Origin of the sequence: Arthrobacter sp. 260 (assembly GCF_013116745.1) — a bacterium.
GTDB lineage: Bacteria > Actinomycetota > Actinomycetes > Actinomycetales > Micrococcaceae > Arthrobacter_D.
Map to the genome: position 1 here is coordinate 1 of NZ_JABFOE010000015.1, position 20,097 is coordinate 20,097.

Sequence of the window (20,097 nt, forward strand, 5' to 3'; positions counted from 1 at the left end):
TCCGGGGCGCCTTTGCCCACTTCGAGGGCGCGGGCGCCGTCGTTATCCGGCGGCCCCGCCCCTTCGCTGGGCGGCAACGACCTGCGGTCGTCGGCCGCCCAGCTCCGGTAGGCCCGATGCCACTCCCGGGCCGCCGGATAACGACGACGGCCGGTTGCTCGGCTGGGTTGCTCTACGGGGTCACAATAGCGGCGACCATGCTGGTCCCTCGGCGGTACATGAAGTCCCAGCTTTCTGGGTAAGTTTAGTTTTTAGGCAAGAGGAGTTAGTTATGGCAGATCCGGCACGGGCTTCACGGCTCGCCCAACGGATTAAGGTAATTGTCGCTGAGGCTCTACGCCGCCGGGTCAAGGATCCACGGCTCGAGGCCGTGACCATCACCGACGCGCGGGTGACCAACGACCTCCAGCACGCCACCCTGTACTACACGGTCTTTGGCGACGCTGAGGAGCAGGCAGCCACCCGCACCGCTTTGGAATCTGCCCGCGGAGTGCTGCGCTCCGAGGTGGGCAAGAACATTACCGCCCGGTTGACGCCCACCCTCGAATTCGTTCCCGACGAAATCCCGGTCAACGCCAGCCACCTCGAAGAACTGCTGCGCACCGCTCGGGAGCGCGACGCCGAGGTTGCGGCAATCGCCCAGGGTGCAAAGTTCGCTGGCGACGCGGACCCGTACCGCAAGCCTGACGAGGACGACGACGCTGAGTCGGGAAGCCCCGACACAGCCAAGTAGGCCAGTACAGATCAGGCCAGTACACCCCAGGCCAGTACAGACCAGGAGGGCGGGTCCGCAGCTGCGGACCCGCCCTCCCGGCGTTAACACTGGTGATGTTCCTGCTGATCAGTCCTGGTTGACGTCGGCCGTGTCACCGGTCGGTTCCTGCCCTGACTTGTACCAGCCGTGTCCGCCCTTAAGCTTGACCTTGATGACCTTCCCGTCGGGAGGTGTCCCTTCCCCGGGCAGCACATCGGTGGTCGCGTACAGGGTTGACCCCCGCAGCTCCACCTCTCCCGGCAGGGTTGCCTCCAGCAGGGGCTGCGCCGTCGACGATCCGCGGGGGATCACAGAAATCCGGTTGGCGAACAGTTCAGCCACGTAGAGGTTCCCGCGCCTGTCCACTGCCACCCCGGTGGGGGAGACCAGCCCGGCGGCCACCTGGGTGGTGGTGCCCTTCCACAGGTTGACGGCGAACACGGACCCGAGGGCACCGAGCGATGGATCCTCAGGCCCGCCGGGGAGGGAGGTCACGTAAAGCTTTCCGTTCCACCCAAACTCGAGGTCGGTAGGTACCGGCTCCAGATAGTAGGTGGATCCGATCGCGCACGGATCGAGTCCGAGCGCCGTGGCGCGTTCCTCGGTGATCTCCAGGGGGATCGCCGGAAGGACCGCGACGGTGGATACCTTGCCCTTCCGGTCGACCTTGAAGATGGCGTTGGCTCCCGCGTCGGCTACGAGCACATGACCGCGGAAGGCTACCGTGGCATAGGGATTGGAGTCCTGGGCTCCCGGGTACCGGGCAAACGGACCGAGGTTGACCTGAGCGGCCAGGCACTCCTCGTCCAGGTCCCGGAACCCGTAGATGGTGTCACCATCCGGATTCGCCGACCGCTCATACGCGGCGATGTCAGTGATGGTCCTGATCTTGCCCTTCTTGTCGATCGACTTAAGAAGGGACTCGTTGGCTTCCGGGACTCCCTCACCCGCACCGACAGTCATCGTGTAGTAGGTAGTCCCCCCGAAGCGCGATACCGAACCCGCGAAGTAGCCGGGCATGGCGTCGAGTTGCTGGATCGACCCATCCGACTTGATGCGGTCGACGGTCCCGCCGAAGGACTGGGCGACGTCAACCGATTTCCCAGACCCGAGGGCCAGCCTCAGGGGCGACAGGAGTCCATCGGCCAAGGTGGTGGTCTTGCCCGGCGTGGGTAGGGGTTTGCTGTACCCCCAGGAATGCGCTGGGCCGGCTCCAAGGCCCAAGGTCGCCGCAAGCGCAATTGATGCGAGCGCGGCGGAGGTTGCTTTTTTCACGGTGTATCTCCTCGACATTGACGAAATTAACAACGTGAGACCCTTGTTCCGGCGAGAACGCCGCGCGCCCCATGCCCCCCATCTCGTCCGCGTTAGCGTCGTCCTAGGACGGTAAATTGCCGAAAACATTCACAGGATAGACCCAGCCAAAATTGATGTAAATATCAGCCAGCTTCGGATCCGGGCTCAGTCGGGCTTGCCTACTGCGCGGCCCGGGAGGCGCGACAGACCCTCAACCAGCTCGTCGGAATCGCCGCACAACGAGATGCGAATCCACCCCTCACCAATCGAACCGAACGCGGTGCCCGGAGCTACCGCAACACCCTTCTGGCGCAGCATCCGGTGCACCCAGTCCCTGACGTTTCCCTCGGTGGCGTGGGAGAGGTCTGCCCACAGGTAGAAGGCGCCCTGCGCGTCAAGGAATTCGATTCCCAGCGCAGCCAGGACCGCCGACGCGGCATCCCGATTGCGCCGGTAATGAGCCAGAGCTGTGGCGACGTAGTCCTGGGGCCCGGTCAGGGCGGCCAGGGCTGAATACTGCGACGACGCCGCCACACACGAGACGATGGATTCCATCACATTGTCCAGGGGCTGCTGCATCCCCGGCGGGGTGATCAGCGCACCTACCCGGATCCCGGTCAGCCCGTACGTCTTGGACAGGGTCACCGAGGTGAACACCCGTTCCGATCCGGGCCCTTCAAAGCGAGCGGGACTGACGTGCGGCACATCGTAGGTGAATGACTCGTAGCACTCATCGGAGATGATCCACAGGTCGTGGGCCTGAGCGAACTCCATCAGCGCACGGGTCAGGTCCTCGCTGAACACCGCACCCAGCGGGTTCGACGGCGAGTTGAGGACCAGCACCCGGGTGCGCGGCCCGAGCAGCCGCTCCAAATCCTCAACCCGCGGCTGGAACCCGTGCTGGGCGTGCAGCGGGTACTCCACCGGAACGGCATGCAGCAGGCGGGCCGTCATGCCGAACGTGGGGTAGCCGGGGTTCGGGATCAGGACCTCATCCCCGACGTCGAGTAGCAGGCTCATCGCCAGGTGCAGGCCCTGTTGCGCGCCAGCTGTCACATACACCCGCCCGGGATCCACCTCGAGAAAGTTCTGGTCGCCAAACCGCTTGGCGAAGGCTTCACGCAGGGGCGCGATGCCGGCGTTGGGTGTGTAATTCGTCTCATCCCGGTCCAGCGCAGCCATCCCGGCCTCCAGCACGTGTCGTGCTACCGGAAATCCTGGTTCGCCGATACTGAGCACTATCGCGCCCGGGGTGGCCCAGGCAGCCTGCGTGATTTCACGGATCTGGTTCGGTGGCAGCGCAGCGGTGTGGGTCGAGATGTTCGGCATGGGCCAAGCGTATCGCCGCCCGGGCTCACTGGCCGCCGTCGACCCGGCGGTGTGGCAGCTCCCTGCCTGCCAGGGTGTGGTCCGGTGCCGGACGGCGGGCCGCTGCATCGCGCCTATACTGAGAGGCGTGAATTCCGGGCAAGTCCACTCAGGACTGATTATCGTGGACAAGCCTCAGGGCTGGACCAGCCATGACGTCGTGAGCAAGATGAGGCGGATCGCGGGAACCCGGAAGGTGGGCCACGCGGGCACCCTCGACCCCATGGCGACAGGGGTGCTGGTGGTCGGCATCAACCGTGCCACCCGGCTCCTGACCTTCGTGGTGGGCACCTCCAAGACCTATACCGCCACCATCAGGCTCGGCCAGTCAACAGTGACGGACGACGCCGAGGGCGACGTGGTCACCACCACCTCGGCCGCCGGTATCACTCCCGAGGCCATTAGCGCAGGGATTGCGGACCTCACCGGCGACATCGAACAGGTTCCCAGCAGCGTCAGCGCCATCAAGGTCAAGGGCCAGCGCGCCTACACCCGGGTCCGCTCCGGCGAGGATGTTGTCCTGGCAGCCCGTCCCGTGACCATCCACCGGTTCGAGCTCCACGACATCCGGACCGCGACAGGCCCGGACGCTGACGGGACACTGCTGGACCTCGATGTCACTGTCGAATGCAGCTCCGGCACCTACATCCGCGCCCTCGCCCGTGATCTGGGCGGGGCCCTCGGGGTCGGCGGCCACCTGACCGCGCTTCGGCGCACCCAGGTGGGACCCTACTCCCTGGACCAGGCTTCCACTCTTGAGGAGCTCGCCGCCGACCTGCGCCTGCTGCCCATCAACGACGCGGCGCGGGTCCTTTTCACCCCCCGGGAACTCTCAGCTGGTGAGGCGCTCGACCTGTCCCACGGACGGTTCATCCCAGCCGGGGACGACGTCGGTCCGGTGGCCGCGTTCGCTCCCGATGGCACCCTGGTCGCCCTGCTGAAAAACTCGGCCGACCGGGCGCGTCCCCTGTTGGTCTTCGCGCCCGGCAACGGCACCGCCGTCGACGAGAACACCTCTACCGTTGGCGAGAACGGCACCGCACCATGATCGTTGACGGGTTTTTCATTGCCGGGGTAATTGTCTGTCTGGCCTCTGCGGTCATCTGCTTCGGCGCGGCAGCGATCCGTCAGCCGCCCAACGACGTCACCATCCTCTCGATCGCTGCAGTTGAACTGTTCCTGCTGGTCTACGGTGTGGCAGCCATCATCAGGCAGGCCGGTGGTGAAGCGATCGCCGGGGAAGCCTGGGAGTTCTGGGGCTACCTCCTCACCGCGCTGTGCATCCCGCTGGCCGGCTTCTGGTGGGCCATCCTCGAGCGGAGCCGGTGGAGCAACGTGGTGCTCGGCGCCGTCGGGATCACCGTCTTCGTTATGCTGTTCCGGATGGAACAGATCTGGGACCGGGTGCCCCTGTGAGAACGCACCGCACCGAAAAGAACTCCGCTGGGCCCACGCGCCACCGCAACAGCGGTCCGGGCCGGCTGCTCATTGCCGTCTATGGTGTCTTCGCCCTGGCGGCAACCGCCCGGGCAGTCTTCCAGATCAGCACCAAGTTCGCTGAAGCTCCGCTGGCGTACCTGCTGACAGCTCTTGCAGCCGGCGTGTATGTCCTGGCAACCGTGTCCCTCGCGATGCCCGGCCAACGCTGGTACTGGATCTCGGTGGGAGCGGTCGGGCTGGAACTGGTCGGGGTGCTGACCGTTGGACTGTTCAGCCTCCTCGACCCCGAGGCGTTCCCCAATGACACCGTCTGGTCGCTGTTCGGACGCGGGTACGGTTTCGTTCCCCTGCTGCTGCCGGTGCTGGGGCTCTGGTGGCTCTATCTCAACCGGCGCGGGCGTGCAGTTGAACCAGCTACCGAGCGGGCCAGCCCCACTGCGTGAGAGTATGACAGCAGCACACAGATTCCACCGTCGACCAGTAGCGGCACATCCATAAGGGAGCCTCATGTCCAGCCCAGAGAATCACCCCGCCGGCAATCCACAGGACAGCACCCGTCCAGGCTCCGGCAGCAAGCCCTCCAGCCCGGAGGCAGGTCAGTCACGCCCCGCCGGTAGCCCCGCCCCCGGCCAGTCACGTCCAGCGGGCAGTCAGCCGAGCGCCACCCCCGGAGCCTCGTCCCGGACCGCTACGCCGTCGTCGGATCCGAAAACGGCAGCAAAGAGCTCAAAGAAGGCGAGCAAACCCAAATCGGCCAAGGGGGAGTGGGGCGTCTTCCGGACCGTCGTCGTCCTGGTCGGACTGATCCTTGCCGGTTTCGGTGCGTACTACCTGATCACCGGGACCTCGGGCCTGCCTGACACCGACATCGGCAACCCCAGCCCCACCCTCGAAAGCCAGTTCCGGTTCTTCGCCGCGATGATGGTGGGCGTGGGCGCAGCGTTCATCACCATCGGCGTGAAGTTCGAGTGGGCCAACATGCTCTGGATGGTCTGCCTGATGGTCTTCATCGGCGGGATCGGCCGTGTTCTGTCATGGGCGTTCTCCGGCACCCCCCACTTCATGATGATCATCCTGATGGTCATCGAACTCGCCTTCCCGGCCGCCCTGCTGGTGTGGCACCGATACATTGCGAAGACCACCGAAATCCGCAACGAATACGCCGCCCGCGGCTAACCGGATTCACGGGGCACGCTGTCCCGGCGGTTTGCCGGCAGCACTGAACGAGGAAACGAAAGAGGAGATGCGTGTACTACTGGAATGACCTGACCAGTGTTCCGAATGGTTTTGGTCCATCTGTGGTCACCATCGGCAACTTCGACGGCGTCCACATCGGGCACCAGCGGGTGTTGCAGCAGCTGGTGGCTGCCGCCGAGTCCCACCACGCCGCGGCGGTGGTGGTGTCCTTCGAACCGCACCCGGCAAAGGTGCACCGGCCGGACCAGGCGCCAGAGCTCATCATGGGCCTCGAGGACCGGATCGAAACCCTCGCCACCATGGGCATCCAAGCGCTCCTCATGATGCACTACACCCTCGAACTGGCCGCGAACACGCCGGAAGAGTTCGTCACCAAGGTCTTCGTCAACGCCCTGAATGCCCGGGCGGTGGTGGTGGGCCACGACGTCCGCTTCGGGCGCGACAACAGCGGGGACCTGGGCACCATGCGGGACCTCGGCGCGAAGCTCGGCTTCGAGGTGATCGTCATTGACGACTTCGGTGCCAGCCCCACCGAACCGACCGAGGCCGACGGCGACCGGCGCTGCTCTTCCACCTGGGTGCGCGAAGCACTGGAGGACGGCGACGTCGCCACGGCGGCTCGGATCCTGGGACGCCCGCACCGGATGCGGGGCGAAGTGGTGCACGGTGCCGCGCGGGGCAGGGAGCTGGGCTACCCGACCGCCAACCTGTCCCCGGCCTCCGGGGGCTACATCCCCGCCGACGGAATCTACGCCGGATGGCTGGTGGATGAAGCGGGCACCCGGTGGCCGGCAGCCATCTCAGTGGGGTCGAACCCCACGTTCGAGGGCGTCAGCCGGCACGTTGAAGCCCATGTCATTGACCGGCCCCAGGAAGAGGTCTCCGACTTTGACCTGTACGGGCAGACCATCATCGTTGAGTTCACGGCGCGGCTGCGGGGCATGGTGGCCTACACCGGGCCCGAAGCACTGATCGCACAGATGCATCTCGACGTCGAACGCACCCGCGAGGTCCTTTCGACAGAACAACACCTCAGCAGGTAAACTGGACGGTGGATCCGGCTGCAGTCCGTGGTGGCTGGATCTTTCTGTGTCTTTGACTCAACAGTCAAAATTGACTGGAGTGAAGACCAGGAAACTTGTTCACGGTACAACTCTAGGAGTTAATTGTGGCCCTTGACGCCGCTATCAAGCAGGAAATCATCAAGGAATATGCAACCGGGGAAGCCGATACCGGCTCACCTGAGGTGCAGATTGCTATGCTGTCCCGCCGTATTCTCGACCTGACCGAACACCTCAAGATGCACAAGCACGACCACCACACGCGTCGTGGCCTGCTTCTGATGGTTGGACGCCGTCGTCGTCTGCTGGACTACCTGCGCAAGACTGACATCACGCGCTACCGTACGCTCATCGAGCGTCTCGGCCTGCGCCGCTAGTAAGACACGTGGGGCGGCGCCTTCCTTGACGGAAGGAGCCGCCTTCCACATGTGGCCACCGGCCACACGAACAACTCAACACATTGGAGCCAGGCAGGCACCGCGCATTCGCGGTCCTCGGTAGTGGTCTCCGGGAGCAGACGGCGTGTCCAGCACACTTTTCAGTGCCGACGACACGTGAGCCCCCGTGGATCTCGATCGAAGACCGGATGCGACATCCACCGCGAAGACGGTGGACAGGTTCCGGCAAGGCTCGCTAAACAGAAACGGAGGTGACTCTCTATGGAGGGTCCCGAAATCCAATTCGCCGAAGCCGTTATTGACAACGGCCGGTTCGGCAAGCGCACCGTACGGTTCGAGACTGGCCGCCTTGCACAGCAGGCAGCTGGCGCCGCAATGGTGTACATCGACGAAGACACTGCACTCCTGTCAGCAACGACCGCTGGCAAGCACCCCCGCGAAGGCTTCGACTTCTTCCCCCTGACCGTCGACGTTGAAGAGCGCATGTACGCCGCAGGGCGTATCCCAGGCTCCTTCTTCCGCCGCGAAGGCCGCCCCTCCACCGAGGCGATCCTCGCCTGCCGGCTGATGGACCGCCCGTTGCGCCCGGCGTTCGTGAAGGGCCTCCGCAACGAGGTCCAGATCGTCGTCACCGTCCTGGCAATCAACCCCGACGTGCGGTACGACGTCGTCGCCATCAACGCCGCGTCGATGTCGACGCAGCTCTCCGGCCTTCCCTTCTCCGGTCCCATCGGCGGTGTCCGCGTGGCACTCGTGTCCGACGGCAGCGGCGAGGACCAGTGGATCGCCTTCCCCAAGCACTCCGAGCTCGAGAACTCGGTCTTCGACATGGTCGTCGCCGGCCGTGTTGTCAGCGGACCCGAGGGTGACGACGTCGCCATCATGATGGTCGAAGCTGAAGCGACCGACAACTCGTGGAAGCTCATCAAGGAAGACGGCGCCACCGCGCCGACTGAAGAGATCGTGGCCGACGGCCTGGAAGCGGCAAAGCCGTACATCCGCGCCCTCTGCGACGCCCAGGCCGACCTTGCCGGCCGCGCCGCCAAGCCAACCGTCGAGTTCCCGGTCTTCCTTGACTACCAGGACGACGTCTTCGCAGCAGTCGAGTCGGCAGCAGCAGCCAAGCTGACCGAGGTCTTCCAGATCGCTGACAAGAAGGAGCGCGACCTCGCCTCCGACGCCCTCAAGGACAGCGTCATCGCTGACCTCGCCGGGCAGTTCGAAGGCCGCGAAAAGGAGCTCTCAGCTGCTTTCCGTTCGGTCACCAAGAGCGTTGTCCGGCAGCGTATCCTCAAGGACCAGATCCGTATCGACGGCCGTGGCCTGAGCGACATCCGTCAGCTCACCGCCGAGGTCGAGGTGCTGCCCCGCGTCCACGGTTCGGCAATCTTCGAGCGCGGCGAAACCCAGATCATGGGCATCACCACGCTGAACATGCTCAAGATGGAACAGCAGATCGACTCGTTGTCGCCGGTAACGCGCAAGCGCTACATGCACAACTACAACTTCCCTCCCTACTCCACCGGTGAAACCGGCCGCGTCGGTTCCCCGAAGCGCCGCGAAATCGGTCACGGTGCCCTCGCAGAGCGCGCCCTCATGCCGGTCCTGCCGAGCCGTGAGGAATTCCCGTACGCCATCCGCCAGGTCTCCGAGGCGCTGAGCTCCAACGGCTCGACGTCGATGGGCTCGGTCTGTGCCTCAACCCTGTCGCTGCTCAACGCCGGTGTGCCTCTGAAGGCACCCGTCGCTGGTATCGCCATGGGCCTGGTGTCCGATGTCGTTGACGGTCAGACCCGCTACGCGGCACTGACCGACATTCTCGGCGCCGAAGATGCTTTCGGTGACATGGACTTCAAGGTTGCCGGTACCTCCGAGTTCGTGACAGCGATTCAGCTGGACACCAAGCTCGACGGAATCCCCGCCTCGGTGCTGGCAGCAGCACTGAAGCAGGCCCGCGAAGCCCGCCTGCACATCCTGGGTGTCCTTGAGGCAGCCATCGACGTGCCGGACGAGCTCTCCGAGTTCGCGCCACGCATCATCTCGGTGAAGATCCCGGTTGACAAGATCGGCGAGGTCATTGGCCCCAAGGGCAAGATGATCAATCAGATCCAGGAAGACACCGGCGCTGACATCTCCATCGAAGATGACGGCACCGTCCTGATCGGCGCCACCAACGGTGGTGCGGCCGAGGCTGCACGCGCCGCGGTGAACGCCATCGCCAACCCTCAGGTCCCTGAGATTGGCGAGCGGTACCTGGGAACGGTCGTCAAGACCACCACCTTCGGTGCCTTCGTCTCCCTGACCCCTGGCAAGGATGGGCTGCTGCACATCTCCGAGCTGCGGAAGCTGGCCAACGGCAAGCGCGTCGACAACGTCGACGACATTGTCTCGGTGGGCCAGAAGGTCCAGGTTGAAATCACCAAGATCGACGACCGCGGAAAGCTTTCGCTCTCCCCAGTGGTTGCCGACGACGCCGCCACCGACGACGCTTCGGCAGTCTCGGTTGGCTCAGCAGAGGGCGACGACAACTAACGAATGGCTGTCTTAGCTAACAACGCCTCCGGCTCCGTTCCCGACACTTCGTCGGGAACGGGGCCGGTGGCCGTTTCACACGAGAATCGCACTGGCCCTTCCTCGATCCTCCTGCCGTTGGTGCCCACCCCGGCGCCTACGGCCGACGGCTCTCCTGCGGCGCAGGATCCTACCCTGGTCGCCGGAACCCTGGGCGGCGCCGTTGTGCGCCGGTCGGTGCTTCCCGGCGGGGTGCGTGTCCTCACCGAGGCGATGCCCGGCCAGCGGTCGGCGACCATCGGATTCTGGGTGGGCGTCGGATCCCGGGACGAGGCCGAGGGCCAGCACGGCTCAACCCACTTCCTGGAGCATCTGCTCTTCAAGGGCACCACCCGGCGCACCGCGCTCGAGATTGCCGAGGCGTTCGACGAGGTGGGCGGCGAGTCGAACGCTGCCACAGCGAAGGAGCACACCTGCTACTTCGCCCGGGTACTGGACGCGGACCTGCCCATGGCGATCGACGTGATCGCAGACATGGTGACCAGCGCGGTGATTGACGCCGACGAACTGGAGCAGGAACGCGACGTCATCCTCGAGGAAATCGCGATGGACAGCGACGACCCCGCCGACGTCGCGCACGAAGAGTTCGTCGAGGCCGTCCTGGGCTCACACCCGCTGGGCCGGCCCATCGGCGGTACGCCCGAGGCGATCAAAGCCGTTCCCCGCGAGTCTGTCCTGGACCACTACCGCAGGTACTACCGGCCCTCCGAGCTCGTGGTCACCGCAGCAGGCGGGCTGGACCACGAGGTGGTCTGCTCTCTGGTGCTCGACGCGCTGCGCACCGCCGGCTGGACCCTCGAGGAGGACGCATTGCCCGTCGCCCGGCGGTCTGATACGCCGGTCGCGATTGAAAGCACCGGCGGGATCCGCGTGATCCGCCGTGCGGTGGAGCAGGCGAACATCCTGGTCGGCTGCCCGTCGATCACCGCCACCGACGAGCGACGGTTCGTTATGAGCGTCCTGAACGCCGTGCTGGGCGGGGGCATGTCATCAAGGCTGTTCCAGGAAATCCGGGAGAAGCGCGGACTGGTCTACTCGACCTACTCCTTCTCGGCCTCCTACGCCGATGCCGGGTACTTCGCCATGTACGCAGGCTGCTCCCCAGCGAAGACCGGACAGGTGATCGACCTGCTCGGTGCCGAACTGGACCGGCTCGCAGCCGACGGCATCTCGGCCGACGAGCTGCGCCGCGCCGTCGGGCAGCTCTCCGGCGGCATGGTGATGGCTCTGGAGGACAGCGGCTCGCGGATGTCGCGGCTCGGCAGGGCAGAACTGGTCTCGGGGGAGTTCCTCGGACTGGACGAGGTGCTCGCCCGGGTCAACGCCGTCACCAAGGAGCAGGTGCGGGAACTCGCGGCTGAGCTGGCCGCCGCGCCGCGCACCATTACCGTCGTCGGACCGTTCGACACACCAGCTGACTTCGGTCACTAGCTAAGGTTCGATTCACGCAAAACCGACGAGCGACGCGTCCCCGGCAGGGGCGCGTCGCTCATCGGTTTTAGTTGCGGCTGGCTTGGGCCGGGTGGTTAACCGCCAGCGAAGGGCGGGAGGATGTCGAGGGTGTCGTCGTCTCCGAGCTCACGGCTGCGGTCCCGCAACGACACCTCGTTCAGGAGGAAACTGCTGCGCCCGATCACCTGGATCATCGACGGAGCACCGGGTTTCACCGGTGACGCGTAGCGGGACGTAATGTGATCGAGGACGTCCGCGAGGGGAGCTGATCCCAGGTCGAGGCGCTCTTCTGCAACACCGGCTGCGGCTTGCGCGGCGCCGAAATATCGAACCAGCATCTAGCCGCCTATCGCGCTCATGCTGCGGTCCGGCTGGACGAAGTCCTCCGAGCCCAGACCCACGTGGCCCATTCCATGGGCTTTGGGCTTGGCCCACATGGCGTCCTGCCAGCGGGCGGCGATGGTGTCGTCGTCGGCGTCTGAACGCAGCAGGTCCCGCAGGTCGGTTTCCTCGCGGGAGAACAGGCAACTCATGATCTTGCCCTCCGCGGTGACCCGGGTCCGGCGGCAATCGGCGCAGAACGGCTCGGTGACTGAGGCGATGATGCCGACGGTCCCGACAACGATGTCCGGTGCGCCGATGCGCCGCACCTCCCAACGTTCGGCGGGGGCGCCGTCCCGGTTCCGCGGGTCGGACGTGAGCACGAACTTCTGCTCCAGAAGGGTGCGCATCTCCAGGGCGGTGATCATGCCGTCCCGGGTCCAGCCATGGTCCGCGTCCAGGGGCATCTGCTCGATGAACCGCAACTCGAAGCCCTTGGAGACCGCCCACTCGAGCAGGTCGGGTGCCTCGTGGTCGTTGATGCCCCGCATCAGCACGGCGTTGATCTTGACCAGGCCCAGCCCTACCTCGGCTGCCGCCTCGATACCGCGCAGCACGCGGTCGAGGAACGGGCGCCGGGTCAGCTGGGCGAATGTGTCGGGGTGGAGCGAATCCATCGACACATTGATCCTGCTCAGCCCCGCGTCCTTGAGGGCCTGCGCCTTCTTATCCAGTCCCAGGCCGTTGGTGGTCATGGAGATAGGCAGGTCCGCATGGTTGGCGCGGATGTCACTGATGATCTGCAGCAGGTCGGCGCGGACCAGCGGTTCACCGCCGGTCAGGCGCAACTCGCGGACGCCGAGGTTGTCGACGCCGATCCGGACCAGCCGGACGATCTCCTCCCGGGAGAGCACCGCCGATTTCTGCAGCCAGTCCAGGCCCTCAGCGGGCATGCAATAGGTGCAGCGAAGATTGCATTTGTCCGTCAACGACAGGCGCATGTCAGTGGCCTTGCGGCCAAAACTGTCCATGAGTCCCGGTCCGGCATCCGTGGGACGCTGGACCCCGATGTGCGGCATACCCAGTTCAATTCCCATCCTTCGAGATTACGCCCTTTCAGCTGGGCCCACTATTCGGTGGGGTCTTATTCTCGCCCGGCGAACTGTTGAGCGGCCACAGACGTTGGGCTAGTGACGACGAAGAGACGGGACGGTTCGCCGGTATGGGACGGATCAACGGGTGGGCTGCACTTTCCGGGCTGATTGCTGTGGCAATCGCCGTGATTGCCGCCGAACTGACGGCTGCATTCGTCAGTCCCTCGGTTTCCCCGGTGACAGCGGTCGGCTCCACAGTGATCGATGCCCTTCCTCCCGGTGTCAAAGACTGGGCGATTGAGACGTTCGGCACAGCGGACAAACTGGTGTTCCTTGTCTCAATGTTTCTGGTCATTGGGGGCGTTGCGGCCGGGGCGGGAATCCTTGAGTACCGCTGGCGTCGCGCCGGGGCGGGTCTGGTGCTGGTCTTCGGGTTGGCGGGCATCGCCGCCGTCGCCGCGCGCCCCCAGTCCTCGACTGCCGCGTTCGCGGCCCCGGTGGTGGCACTGGTGCTAGGTGTCATGCTGCTCTCCGTCCTGACCGACCGGCTCGCCGCCTGGCAGCCCCGCAGGGCGGCCGACGTCGGGACCCCCGGACCGGTGGCGCGCCGGAAGTTCCTGCTGGGGGTGGGGGTAGGCGGCGCGGTCGCGGCACTCGCGGGGACCGCCGCGTCCCTGGTCCGGAACAGCCAGTCGCTTGTGACGCAGGCCCGGGAACAGATCCGGCTCCCGGTACCCGACACCGCACCGGGGAGGGCGGCGGCGGTGATCCCCGCGGGTGCGGACCTCGGCGTTGATGGCCTCCAACCGCTCGTAACCCCCAACGACGAGTACTACCGGATCGATACGGCGCTGGTGGTGCCCGTGGTGGACCCCGGCACCTGGCGGCTACGGGTCACCGGGATGGTGGACCGCGAGGTGGAGCTGACGTTCGACGAACTCCTGGCGATGCCGCTGGTGGAAAGCTACATCACCCTCGCCTGCGTCTCGAACGTGGTGGGCGGTGACCTGATCGGCAACGCCAAATGGCTCGGCTGGCCGGTCCGCGAGCTGCTGGCCATGGCGGGCGTGCAGGAGGGGGCCGACATGGTCCTTTCGCGCAGCGTCGACGGATTCACCGCCAGCACCCCGCTGGACGCCATGACCGATGACCGGGACTCGCTGATCGCCGTCGGAATGAACGGTGAAACCCTCCCCGTCGAGCACGGCTTTCCGGTGCGCCTGGTGGTTCCCGGACTCTACGGCTTCGTCTCGGCGACCAAATGGGTAACCGAGCTGAAGGTCACCAGGTACGACGACGACGTCGCCTACTGGTCCACCCGTGGCTGGTCCGAGCGGGGCCCGGTGAAGACGTCGTCACGAATCGACGTGCCGCGGGAACGGTCGACAGTGCCCGCGGGAACGGTCCAGATCGCCGGGTACGCGTGGGCCCAGCACCGCGGGATCGAATCGGTCCAGGTGAGGGTGGACGAGGGAGCCTGGCAGCCCGCCAGGCTGGCCACCGAAATCTCCCGGGACACCTGGCGCCAGTTCAGCGCTGCGGTGGACCTGGCCCCCGGATCCCATACGGTGCAGGTCCGCGCCGTCGACAGCACCGGAGCCGTGCAGGTGGACCGTGCCGCGCCGGTCACGCCCGACGGCGCCACAGGTCTGCACTCAGTGACTTTCACCGTTTCCTGAGGCGCCCGGATCTTCCAGCTTTTCCCTCCCGCTCATCCCCGCCAACGCCCTCGGCAGGGCCTAGGGTGGAGAACCAGAGGCAACCGTCACGGCAGGTAGGGATCCCATGATCAGAAGCGTCGAGGAACACCAGCAGGCAGTGCTGGGACTGCTCCGCTACAGCAGCAGCTACCCGGCCGATAGCCGGACTGACCAGGACGGGGGCGGAACCGAGCTCCCGCTGGCGGCCGCCCGCGGCCGGGTGCTCGCCGTCGACCTGCAGGCCCCGGTCAGCCTGCCACCGTTTGATAACTCGCAGATGGACGGATACGCCATCCATGTCGACGATCTCGGTCCAGCCAGCGGCACGTCAGGACGAACCCTGAGGGTGGGCGCCCCCATCCCGGCGGGCATCGAACCTCCAGACCTGGTGCAGGGGAGTGCGGCGCCCATCATGACCGGGGCGATGATTCCAGGCAACACCGGCGCCATCGTCCCGATCGAACGGGTCACCCCTGCCCAGTTCTACTCGGCCGCCGACTACGAGGCGGACGCCGAACTCACCGTCGACCTGCCCGAAACCGTGGAATTCGGTGCCTACATCCGTCGTGCCGGCAGCGACATTCCCGCCGGCACCACTGCCCTGGCCGCGGGGACGCTCCTCGGCCCCGCCCAGCTGGGCCTGCTCGCCGCCTGCGGGATCGCCGCGGTTCCGGTGCGCCGCCAGTTCACCGTCCTGCTGCTCACCACCGGGGACGAGGTCCAGGAACCCGGCAGTACCCCGCAGCCGGGGAAGATCTTCGACGCCAACACCACCCTGCTGGAAACCGCGCTCCTGGATGCCGGAGCGGCGGTGATCAGGCACCGGCTGATGGATGACAACCCGACACTCCTCCGCGAGGCTCTGGCGGCGGTCGCGGACAGCGGCATCCACCTGATCCTCACCACTGGCGGTATCAGCCAGGGCGCCTACGAGGTGGTGAAACAGGCGCTGGCCAACAGCAGCGTCGAGTTCCTCTCCGTCTCCATGCAGCCCGGCGGGCCGCAGGCGTTGGGCACCATCGGCGGGGTGCCGTTCCTCGGGTTCCCGGGCAACCCGGTCAGTGCCCTCGTATCCTTCGAGATGTTCCTCCGTCCGGCCCTCACCGCCGTCGTCGGCGTCCCCCACCCCCGGGTGGTCCTCACCGCCGCCCTTGAGGAGGAGGTGAGCTCTCCGGAAGCCAAACACCAGGTCCGCCGTGGCTGGTACACCCCCCGTGCGGCAGCCGGTGAGCCAGTGGGTACGGTTAGGCTGGTAGGTGGCCCCGGCTCACACCTGATCCATGCGTTGGCCGAATCGAATGTCCTGGTCCATCTGCCTGCCGGCACCGGAAGCCTGGCGGCCGGGGACCTGGTCTCCGTGTGGCTGGTCGACGGGACGCACGGCTCGCCGTCGTTCGGGATTCCTGCAGCGCATCCCCTCGCGGTGGCCGGGCCCGAGCACCCCTGAGCACTGAGAACCAGTAAGGACAGCATGACCGAGAACTCCAGCCCGGCGTCACTGAGCCACGTCCGGGAGGATGGCAGCGCGCACATGGTCGACGTCTCGGCGAAGACCGAAACGACCCGCGAAGCCACCGCCCAGGCCGTCCTGCACACCACAGCGGAGGTAGTGGGACTGATTACCGCCGGCGGCCTGCCCAAGGGCGACGCCCTGGCCGTGGCACGGGTGGCGGGCATCCTGGCGGCCAAACAGACCTCCTCCCTGATCCCGCTCTGCCACCCCTTGCCGCTGAGCAAAATCACAGTGGACTTCGACGCCCGGGACACTACAGTGACCATCAGCTGCGCGGTCAAGACCACCGCCGTCACCGGTGTCGAGATGGAAGCCCTGACCGGGGCATCGCTGGCAGCTCTCGCCCTCTACGACATGATCAAGGCGGTAGACAAGCGCGCGGTCATCACCGACACCAAAGTCCTGGCGAAGTCCGGTGGGAAGAGCGGAGACTGGACGGCATGAGCGGCCAGCGCACCGCAGCGGTCATCATCGCGTCCACCCGGGCCGCCGCCGGGATCTACCAGGACGAGTGCGGTCCACTCATCCAGGACTGGCTCGCCGATCACGGCTTCGCACCCCACCAAACCCTGGTGGTGCCCGACGGCGACCCGGTGGGCCAAGCGATCGGCTCCGTCCTCAGCGACTCGCCCTCAGTGGTGATCACTAGCGGCGGGACCGGGCTAAGCCCTGACGACGCCACCCCCGAACAGACCGAGCCCTACCTCGAGCGCCAGCTGCCCGGGATTATGGAAGCCGTTCGCCGCCGGGGGGCCGAGAAGGTTCCGACAGCGGCGCTCAGCCGAGGCTTCGCCGGGACCGTCGGGCGCACCTTCGTGATCAACCTGCCGGGGTCACCGGGCGGGGTGCGTGACGGGCTGGCCGTGCTTGAACCAATGCTGGGGCACATCTGCTCCCAGCTGGAAGGAAAAAATGAACACTAGCCACGTGGTACACGTTTCGTTGGCCGCCGAGTCCATCAGCCTCGACATTGCCCTGGCGGAGGTCGACTCCCCGGACTGTGGTGCCGTGGTGGGTTTCGGCGGGGTGGTCCGGAACCATGACGGTGGCCGGGATGTCACCTCCCTGAGCTACTCGGCCCACCCGAGTGCCGAGCGGATCATCGCGGAAATTGCCGACGCCATTGCCGCCAAATACGAGGGCGTCCGGATCTGGGTAGCCCACCGAATCGGACCGCTCGCGATCGGGGACCCAGCACTGGTGGCCGCGGTCGCGTCCGCGCACCGCGGCGAGGCCTTCGCCGCCTGCTCGGAGCTGGTGGACACCGTCAAGGAAAAGGTCCCCATCTGGAAGGAACAGTTCTTCACCGACGGCAGCGTCGAATGGGTCGGTGCCGGCAGCGCGGACACTGCCGGGGGGACCGGAGCCGCGTGACCCAAATGGGCAGGGGAGTACCCGTTCAGTAGGCTGGGTGTATGACTGAACAACTTGCCGTGGCCGTGCTCGGTGCCACCGGGCGGATGGGGTCGGAGGCCGTCAAGGCCATCGACTCCGCACCGGACCTGGACCTCGTCGCATCACTCGGCCGTGAGGATTCGCTGGACACCCTAGTCGCCGCGGGAGCGCAGTACATCGTCGACCTGTCCGTCCCCGATGCCACTTTCGACAACGTGGCGTTCGCCGTCGAGCGTGGCATCCACGCGGTGGTGGGAACCACCGGGTGGGACGACGCGCGTCTTGAGCGGCTCACCTCCCTCCTCGCCGACCACCCAGCGACCGGCGTGCTGATTGCCCCGAACTTCGCCCTCGGCTCAGTGCTGGCCAGCGCGTTCGCTGCCCGGGCGGCACGCTATTTCGAGTCGGTCGAGATTGTCGAGCTCCACCACCCCGACAAGGTCGACGCACCCTCGGGGACCGCAGTCCGGACCGCAGCCCTGATCGCCCAGGCGCGCCGGGAAGCCGGCGTCCCCGCCAGCCCCGACGCGACTACCAGCGAGCGCGCCGGTGCCCGCGGTGCCGATGTCGACGGCGTCCGGGTGCACTCGGTGCGCCTGCGCGGGCTGGTAGCGCACCAGGAGGTGCTACTTGGCGGCGTCGGGGAACAGCTCACCATCCGCCACGACTCATACCACCGTGAGTCCTTCATGCCCGGCGTGCTGCTGGGCGTCCGCACCGTCTCATCCCGCCCTGGCCTGACGGTCGGGCTGGACGGCTACCTCGATCTGGAAGCGTGAAACCCCGCATGGCTGAACCCGTAGGATTCCTGGGCACGGTGAAGCGCCACCGCGCCAAAGTGGGGGTGGCCCTGGTGAGCCTGCTGCTCATCTTCTGGCTGGTCATCGCCCTGCAACGCAGCGTCATCCTGCTCACCGACCCTGACCTGGTGGCGAAAGCCCTCGGCCTGGCGTACCTGCTGCTGCCCCTGATCGGCGGCTGGGCCATGATCCGCGAGCTGTTGTTCGGCATGCAGACCTCGAAAATGGCCACCGAGCTCGACGCCGAGGGAGGTCTTCCGGTCGACGACCTGCCGCGCACCCCGGCCGGGCGGATTGTTCGTTCCGCCGCCGACGAACGGTTCCCCGCCTACCAGGCGGAGGTGGAAGCAGCCCCCGAGGACTGGCGCAGCTGGTTCAGGCTGTCCTGCGCCTACGACGCCGCCGGCGACCGGACCCGCGCACGCCGGTCCATGAGGACTGCCGGAAAGCTGTACAAGACAGCCCACTAGCGACGGACCAGTCCGTCGGGTTAGCTGTTCAGGCCTGACCGCGCCGCCCGGGACGCACCCGAGGTCAGCAGTTCCAGCGGTCCGCGGGCGTTGATCCGCAGGAAAAGAATGCCCAGTACGACGAACACCAGCACCTGTCCCCAGTAGACCAGCGACGGGTCGGGGGGAGGCTCCTGGGCATCAACCACGCTCATGGTCCAGATATGGATGGTGTACAGGGTCAGGGTCATCGCACCCGGCCCGGACAGGGGCAACAGCGCCGGTTCGTACCGGCGGGTCGCGAGCAGGCACAGCCCGATCACGAGTGCCGAAGTGCCTCCCGTGTGGAGCAGGTCCAGCGGAGAACCCGAGTGGGGAGCGCTGACAGCCAGCCACCACCAGGAGCCGGACTGGTCCACCCCGGTCAGGCTGACATTCATCATCGCCTCCAGGGGGTACCGGCTGCCATCGGGGGTCTGCAGCAGGGCGGCCAGGCCGCCCAGGGGCCCGAGCAGGTAGCCGCTGACCAGTTTCGCCGCGACTGCCACCGCCAAGCCTCCGGCCAACAACCCCAGCTGCACCCGCAAGTCCTGCAGCCGCAGACGCCCGATGACCATACCGATCAGGAGGTAGCTCAACCACTGCAGCGCCGGGTAGTACCCGGTCACCGTGATGTCTGCCAGCAGGGTGAGGGGTTCGAACAACGTCTCGAAAAGGGGATTACCGCCCACCGAAGAGGGGCTGACCGTTTCGGCGATCCACGGGCGGAGCAAATAAGCGGCCACCGGGGACAACAGGGTCCAGCCGATCGCCCACCCGAGGAGCTGCCGCAACGGCAGAGACACAAACGGCAGCGCGATCAGGAACAGGACCCCGTAATGGAACAGGATGATGGCAATGTTGGTTTCCAGCCCGCCCAGCATCAAGCCGATCACCATGATCACCGCCGCGCGGGCCGCGATGCCCCGCCGGTCCATCGACAGCACCTCGCGGTTGTGGACCCGGTGGCCCCCAGTCAGCAGGGCCAGGCCGAGACCGGCGACAACGGCAAACAGGGCCGACGCCTTCCCGGAAAAGAGCAGGGCCACCCAAGAGGCATCAGCGGTGCCAGCGATGTAGAGGGGAAAAATGTGGGTACTCATCATCCCGAAGAGGGCGATACCGCGGGCGGCGTCGACCCCGCTCACACGCCGGGAGACCTTGGGGGATGCCATGATCTGATCGTCTCACAGCGGCCCTGCCTGCCGTGGCGGAAGGACGCAGCGGCGACTTAACAGTTGCGAACCGG

22 protein-coding genes are annotated in these 20,097 nt (G+C 66.3%); 17 read left to right on the forward strand and 5 right to left on the reverse strand.

Going from position 1 to position 20,097, the window contains the following annotated elements; genetic code table 11:
* Together HMI57_RS18900 and rbfA are read left to right on the forward strand one after the other, a co-directional pair.
* A partial coding sequence (locus HMI57_RS18900; RefSeq protein ID WP_216607573.1) for a hypothetical protein occupies window positions 1-242 on the forward strand: 242 nt, incomplete at its 5' end.
* A 29-nt stretch (window positions 243-271) separates the two neighbouring features.
* Complete coding sequence (rbfA, locus tag HMI57_RS15205; protein WP_171586855.1) at window positions 272-733, forward strand: 30S ribosome-binding factor RbfA; 462 nt, start codon at window positions 272-274, stop codon at window positions 731-733.
* A 108-nt stretch (window positions 734-841) separates the two neighbouring features.
* Here rbfA and HMI57_RS15210 read toward each other — a convergent pair whose 3' ends face one another.
* Entirely contained in the window at window positions 842-2,029 is a 1,188-nt protein-coding gene (locus HMI57_RS15210; RefSeq protein WP_171586856.1) for a ScyD/ScyE family protein, read from the reverse strand.
* Between the two features lie 186 nt (window positions 2,030-2,215).
* Complete coding sequence (locus tag HMI57_RS15215) at window positions 2,216-3,379, reverse strand: aminotransferase class I/II-fold pyridoxal phosphate-dependent enzyme (protein WP_171586857.1); 1,164 nt, start codon at window positions 3,377-3,379, stop codon at window positions 2,216-2,218.
* Window positions 3,380-3,506: 127 nt separating this feature from the next.
* Here HMI57_RS15215 and truB point away from each other — a divergent pair, with 127 nt between their 5' ends.
* The 8 genes from truB to HMI57_RS15255 all read left to right on the forward strand — a co-directional run bounded on the left by truB (window position 3,507) and on the right by HMI57_RS15255 (window position 11,516).
* Window positions 3,507-4,466 (forward strand): tRNA pseudouridine(55) synthase TruB, encoded by a 960-nt coding sequence (gene truB, locus HMI57_RS15220; protein ID WP_346655230.1) that lies wholly within the window; start codon window positions 3,507-3,509, stop codon window positions 4,464-4,466.
* Window positions 4,463-4,834 carry a hypothetical protein gene (locus HMI57_RS15225; RefSeq protein ID WP_171586859.1) on the forward strand — a complete coding sequence of 124 codons (372 nt, stop codon included), beginning with the start codon at window positions 4,463-4,465 and terminating at the stop codon, window positions 4,832-4,834. The genes truB and HMI57_RS15225 overlap by 4 nt, the downstream gene beginning before the upstream one ends.
* Complete coding sequence (locus tag HMI57_RS15230) at window positions 4,831-5,301, forward strand: hypothetical protein (RefSeq protein ID WP_171586860.1); 471 nt, start codon at window positions 4,831-4,833, stop codon at window positions 5,299-5,301. Before HMI57_RS15225 ends, HMI57_RS15230 begins: the two co-directional genes overlap by 4 nt.
* Window positions 5,302-5,365: 64 nt before the next feature.
* Window positions 5,366-6,034: a DUF4345 domain-containing protein gene (locus tag HMI57_RS15235; protein ID WP_171586861.1), complete on the forward strand. Its 669-nt coding sequence runs from the start codon at window positions 5,366-5,368 to the stop codon at window positions 6,032-6,034.
* 71 nt (window positions 6,035-6,105) lie between these two features.
* Complete coding sequence (locus HMI57_RS15240; protein WP_171586862.1) at window positions 6,106-7,098, forward strand: bifunctional riboflavin kinase/FAD synthetase; 993 nt, start codon at window positions 6,106-6,108, stop codon at window positions 7,096-7,098.
* Window positions 7,099-7,223: 125 nt separating this feature from the next.
* A complete protein-coding gene (gene rpsO, locus HMI57_RS15245; RefSeq protein WP_019483462.1) occupies window positions 7,224-7,493 on the forward strand; it encodes a 30S ribosomal protein S15 in 270 nt (89 codons plus the stop codon).
* 282 nt (window positions 7,494-7,775) lie between these two features.
* Window positions 7,776-10,046, forward strand: a complete 2,271-nt coding sequence (locus HMI57_RS15250; RefSeq protein ID WP_171586863.1) for a polyribonucleotide nucleotidyltransferase — start codon at window positions 7,776-7,778, stop codon at window positions 10,044-10,046.
* A gap of 3 nt (window positions 10,047-10,049) precedes the next feature.
* A complete protein-coding gene (locus tag HMI57_RS15255) occupies window positions 10,050-11,516 on the forward strand; it encodes a pitrilysin family protein (RefSeq protein WP_171586864.1) in 1,467 nt (488 codons plus the stop codon).
* A gap of 95 nt (window positions 11,517-11,611) precedes the next feature.
* Here the strand turns inward: HMI57_RS15255 and HMI57_RS15260 are convergent, their stop codons facing one another.
* Window positions 11,612-11,875 carry a MoaD/ThiS family protein gene (locus HMI57_RS15260; RefSeq protein ID WP_171586865.1) on the reverse strand — a complete coding sequence of 88 codons (264 nt, stop codon included), beginning with the start codon at window positions 11,873-11,875 and terminating at the stop codon, window positions 11,612-11,614.
* A complete protein-coding gene (gene moaA / locus HMI57_RS15265; protein WP_171586866.1) occupies window positions 11,876-12,955 on the reverse strand; it encodes a GTP 3',8-cyclase MoaA in 1,080 nt (359 codons plus the stop codon).
* Between the two features lie 125 nt (window positions 12,956-13,080).
* Here moaA and HMI57_RS15270 point away from each other — a divergent pair, with 125 nt between their 5' ends.
* The 7 genes from HMI57_RS15270 (at window position 13,081) to HMI57_RS15300 (ending at window position 18,830) form a co-directional block, all read left to right on the forward strand.
* Window positions 13,081-14,631 carry a molybdopterin-dependent oxidoreductase gene (locus tag HMI57_RS15270; RefSeq protein ID WP_171586925.1) on the forward strand — a complete coding sequence of 517 codons (1,551 nt, stop codon included), beginning with the start codon at window positions 13,081-13,083 and terminating at the stop codon, window positions 14,629-14,631.
* Between the two features lie 106 nt (window positions 14,632-14,737).
* Window positions 14,738-16,099, forward strand: a complete 1,362-nt coding sequence (gene glp / locus HMI57_RS15275) for a gephyrin-like molybdotransferase Glp (protein ID WP_171586867.1) — start codon at window positions 14,738-14,740, stop codon at window positions 16,097-16,099.
* A 24-nt stretch (window positions 16,100-16,123) separates the two neighbouring features.
* Window positions 16,124-16,609 (forward strand): cyclic pyranopterin monophosphate synthase MoaC, encoded by a 486-nt coding sequence (gene moaC / locus HMI57_RS15280; protein ID WP_171586868.1) that lies wholly within the window; start codon window positions 16,124-16,126, stop codon window positions 16,607-16,609.
* A complete protein-coding gene (locus HMI57_RS15285) occupies window positions 16,606-17,088 on the forward strand; it encodes a MogA/MoaB family molybdenum cofactor biosynthesis protein (RefSeq protein WP_171586869.1) in 483 nt (160 codons plus the stop codon). The genes moaC and HMI57_RS15285 overlap by 4 nt, the downstream gene beginning before the upstream one ends.
* Window positions 17,078-17,539 (forward strand): molybdenum cofactor biosynthesis protein MoaE, encoded by a 462-nt coding sequence (locus tag HMI57_RS15290; protein ID WP_171586870.1) that lies wholly within the window; start codon window positions 17,078-17,080, stop codon window positions 17,537-17,539. The genes HMI57_RS15285 and HMI57_RS15290 overlap by 11 nt, the downstream gene beginning before the upstream one ends.
* Before the next feature lie 41 nt (window positions 17,540-17,580).
* Window positions 17,581-18,339 carry a 4-hydroxy-tetrahydrodipicolinate reductase gene (gene dapB, locus HMI57_RS15295; RefSeq protein WP_171586871.1) on the forward strand — a complete coding sequence of 253 codons (759 nt, stop codon included), beginning with the start codon at window positions 17,581-17,583 and terminating at the stop codon, window positions 18,337-18,339.
* Between the two features lie 8 nt (window positions 18,340-18,347).
* The gene (locus HMI57_RS15300) at window positions 18,348-18,830 is read left to right on the forward strand and encodes a hypothetical protein (protein ID WP_171586872.1); all 483 of its coding nucleotides are present in this window, start codon (window positions 18,348-18,350) and stop codon (window positions 18,828-18,830) included.
* A 20-nt stretch (window positions 18,831-18,850) separates the two neighbouring features.
* On the opposite strand, the gene HMI57_RS15305 is transcribed toward HMI57_RS15300, so the two are convergent.
* A complete protein-coding gene (locus HMI57_RS15305) occupies window positions 18,851-20,023 on the reverse strand; it encodes a heparan-alpha-glucosaminide N-acetyltransferase domain-containing protein (RefSeq protein WP_171586873.1) in 1,173 nt (390 codons plus the stop codon).
* Window positions 20,024-20,097 lie beyond the last annotated feature (74 nt).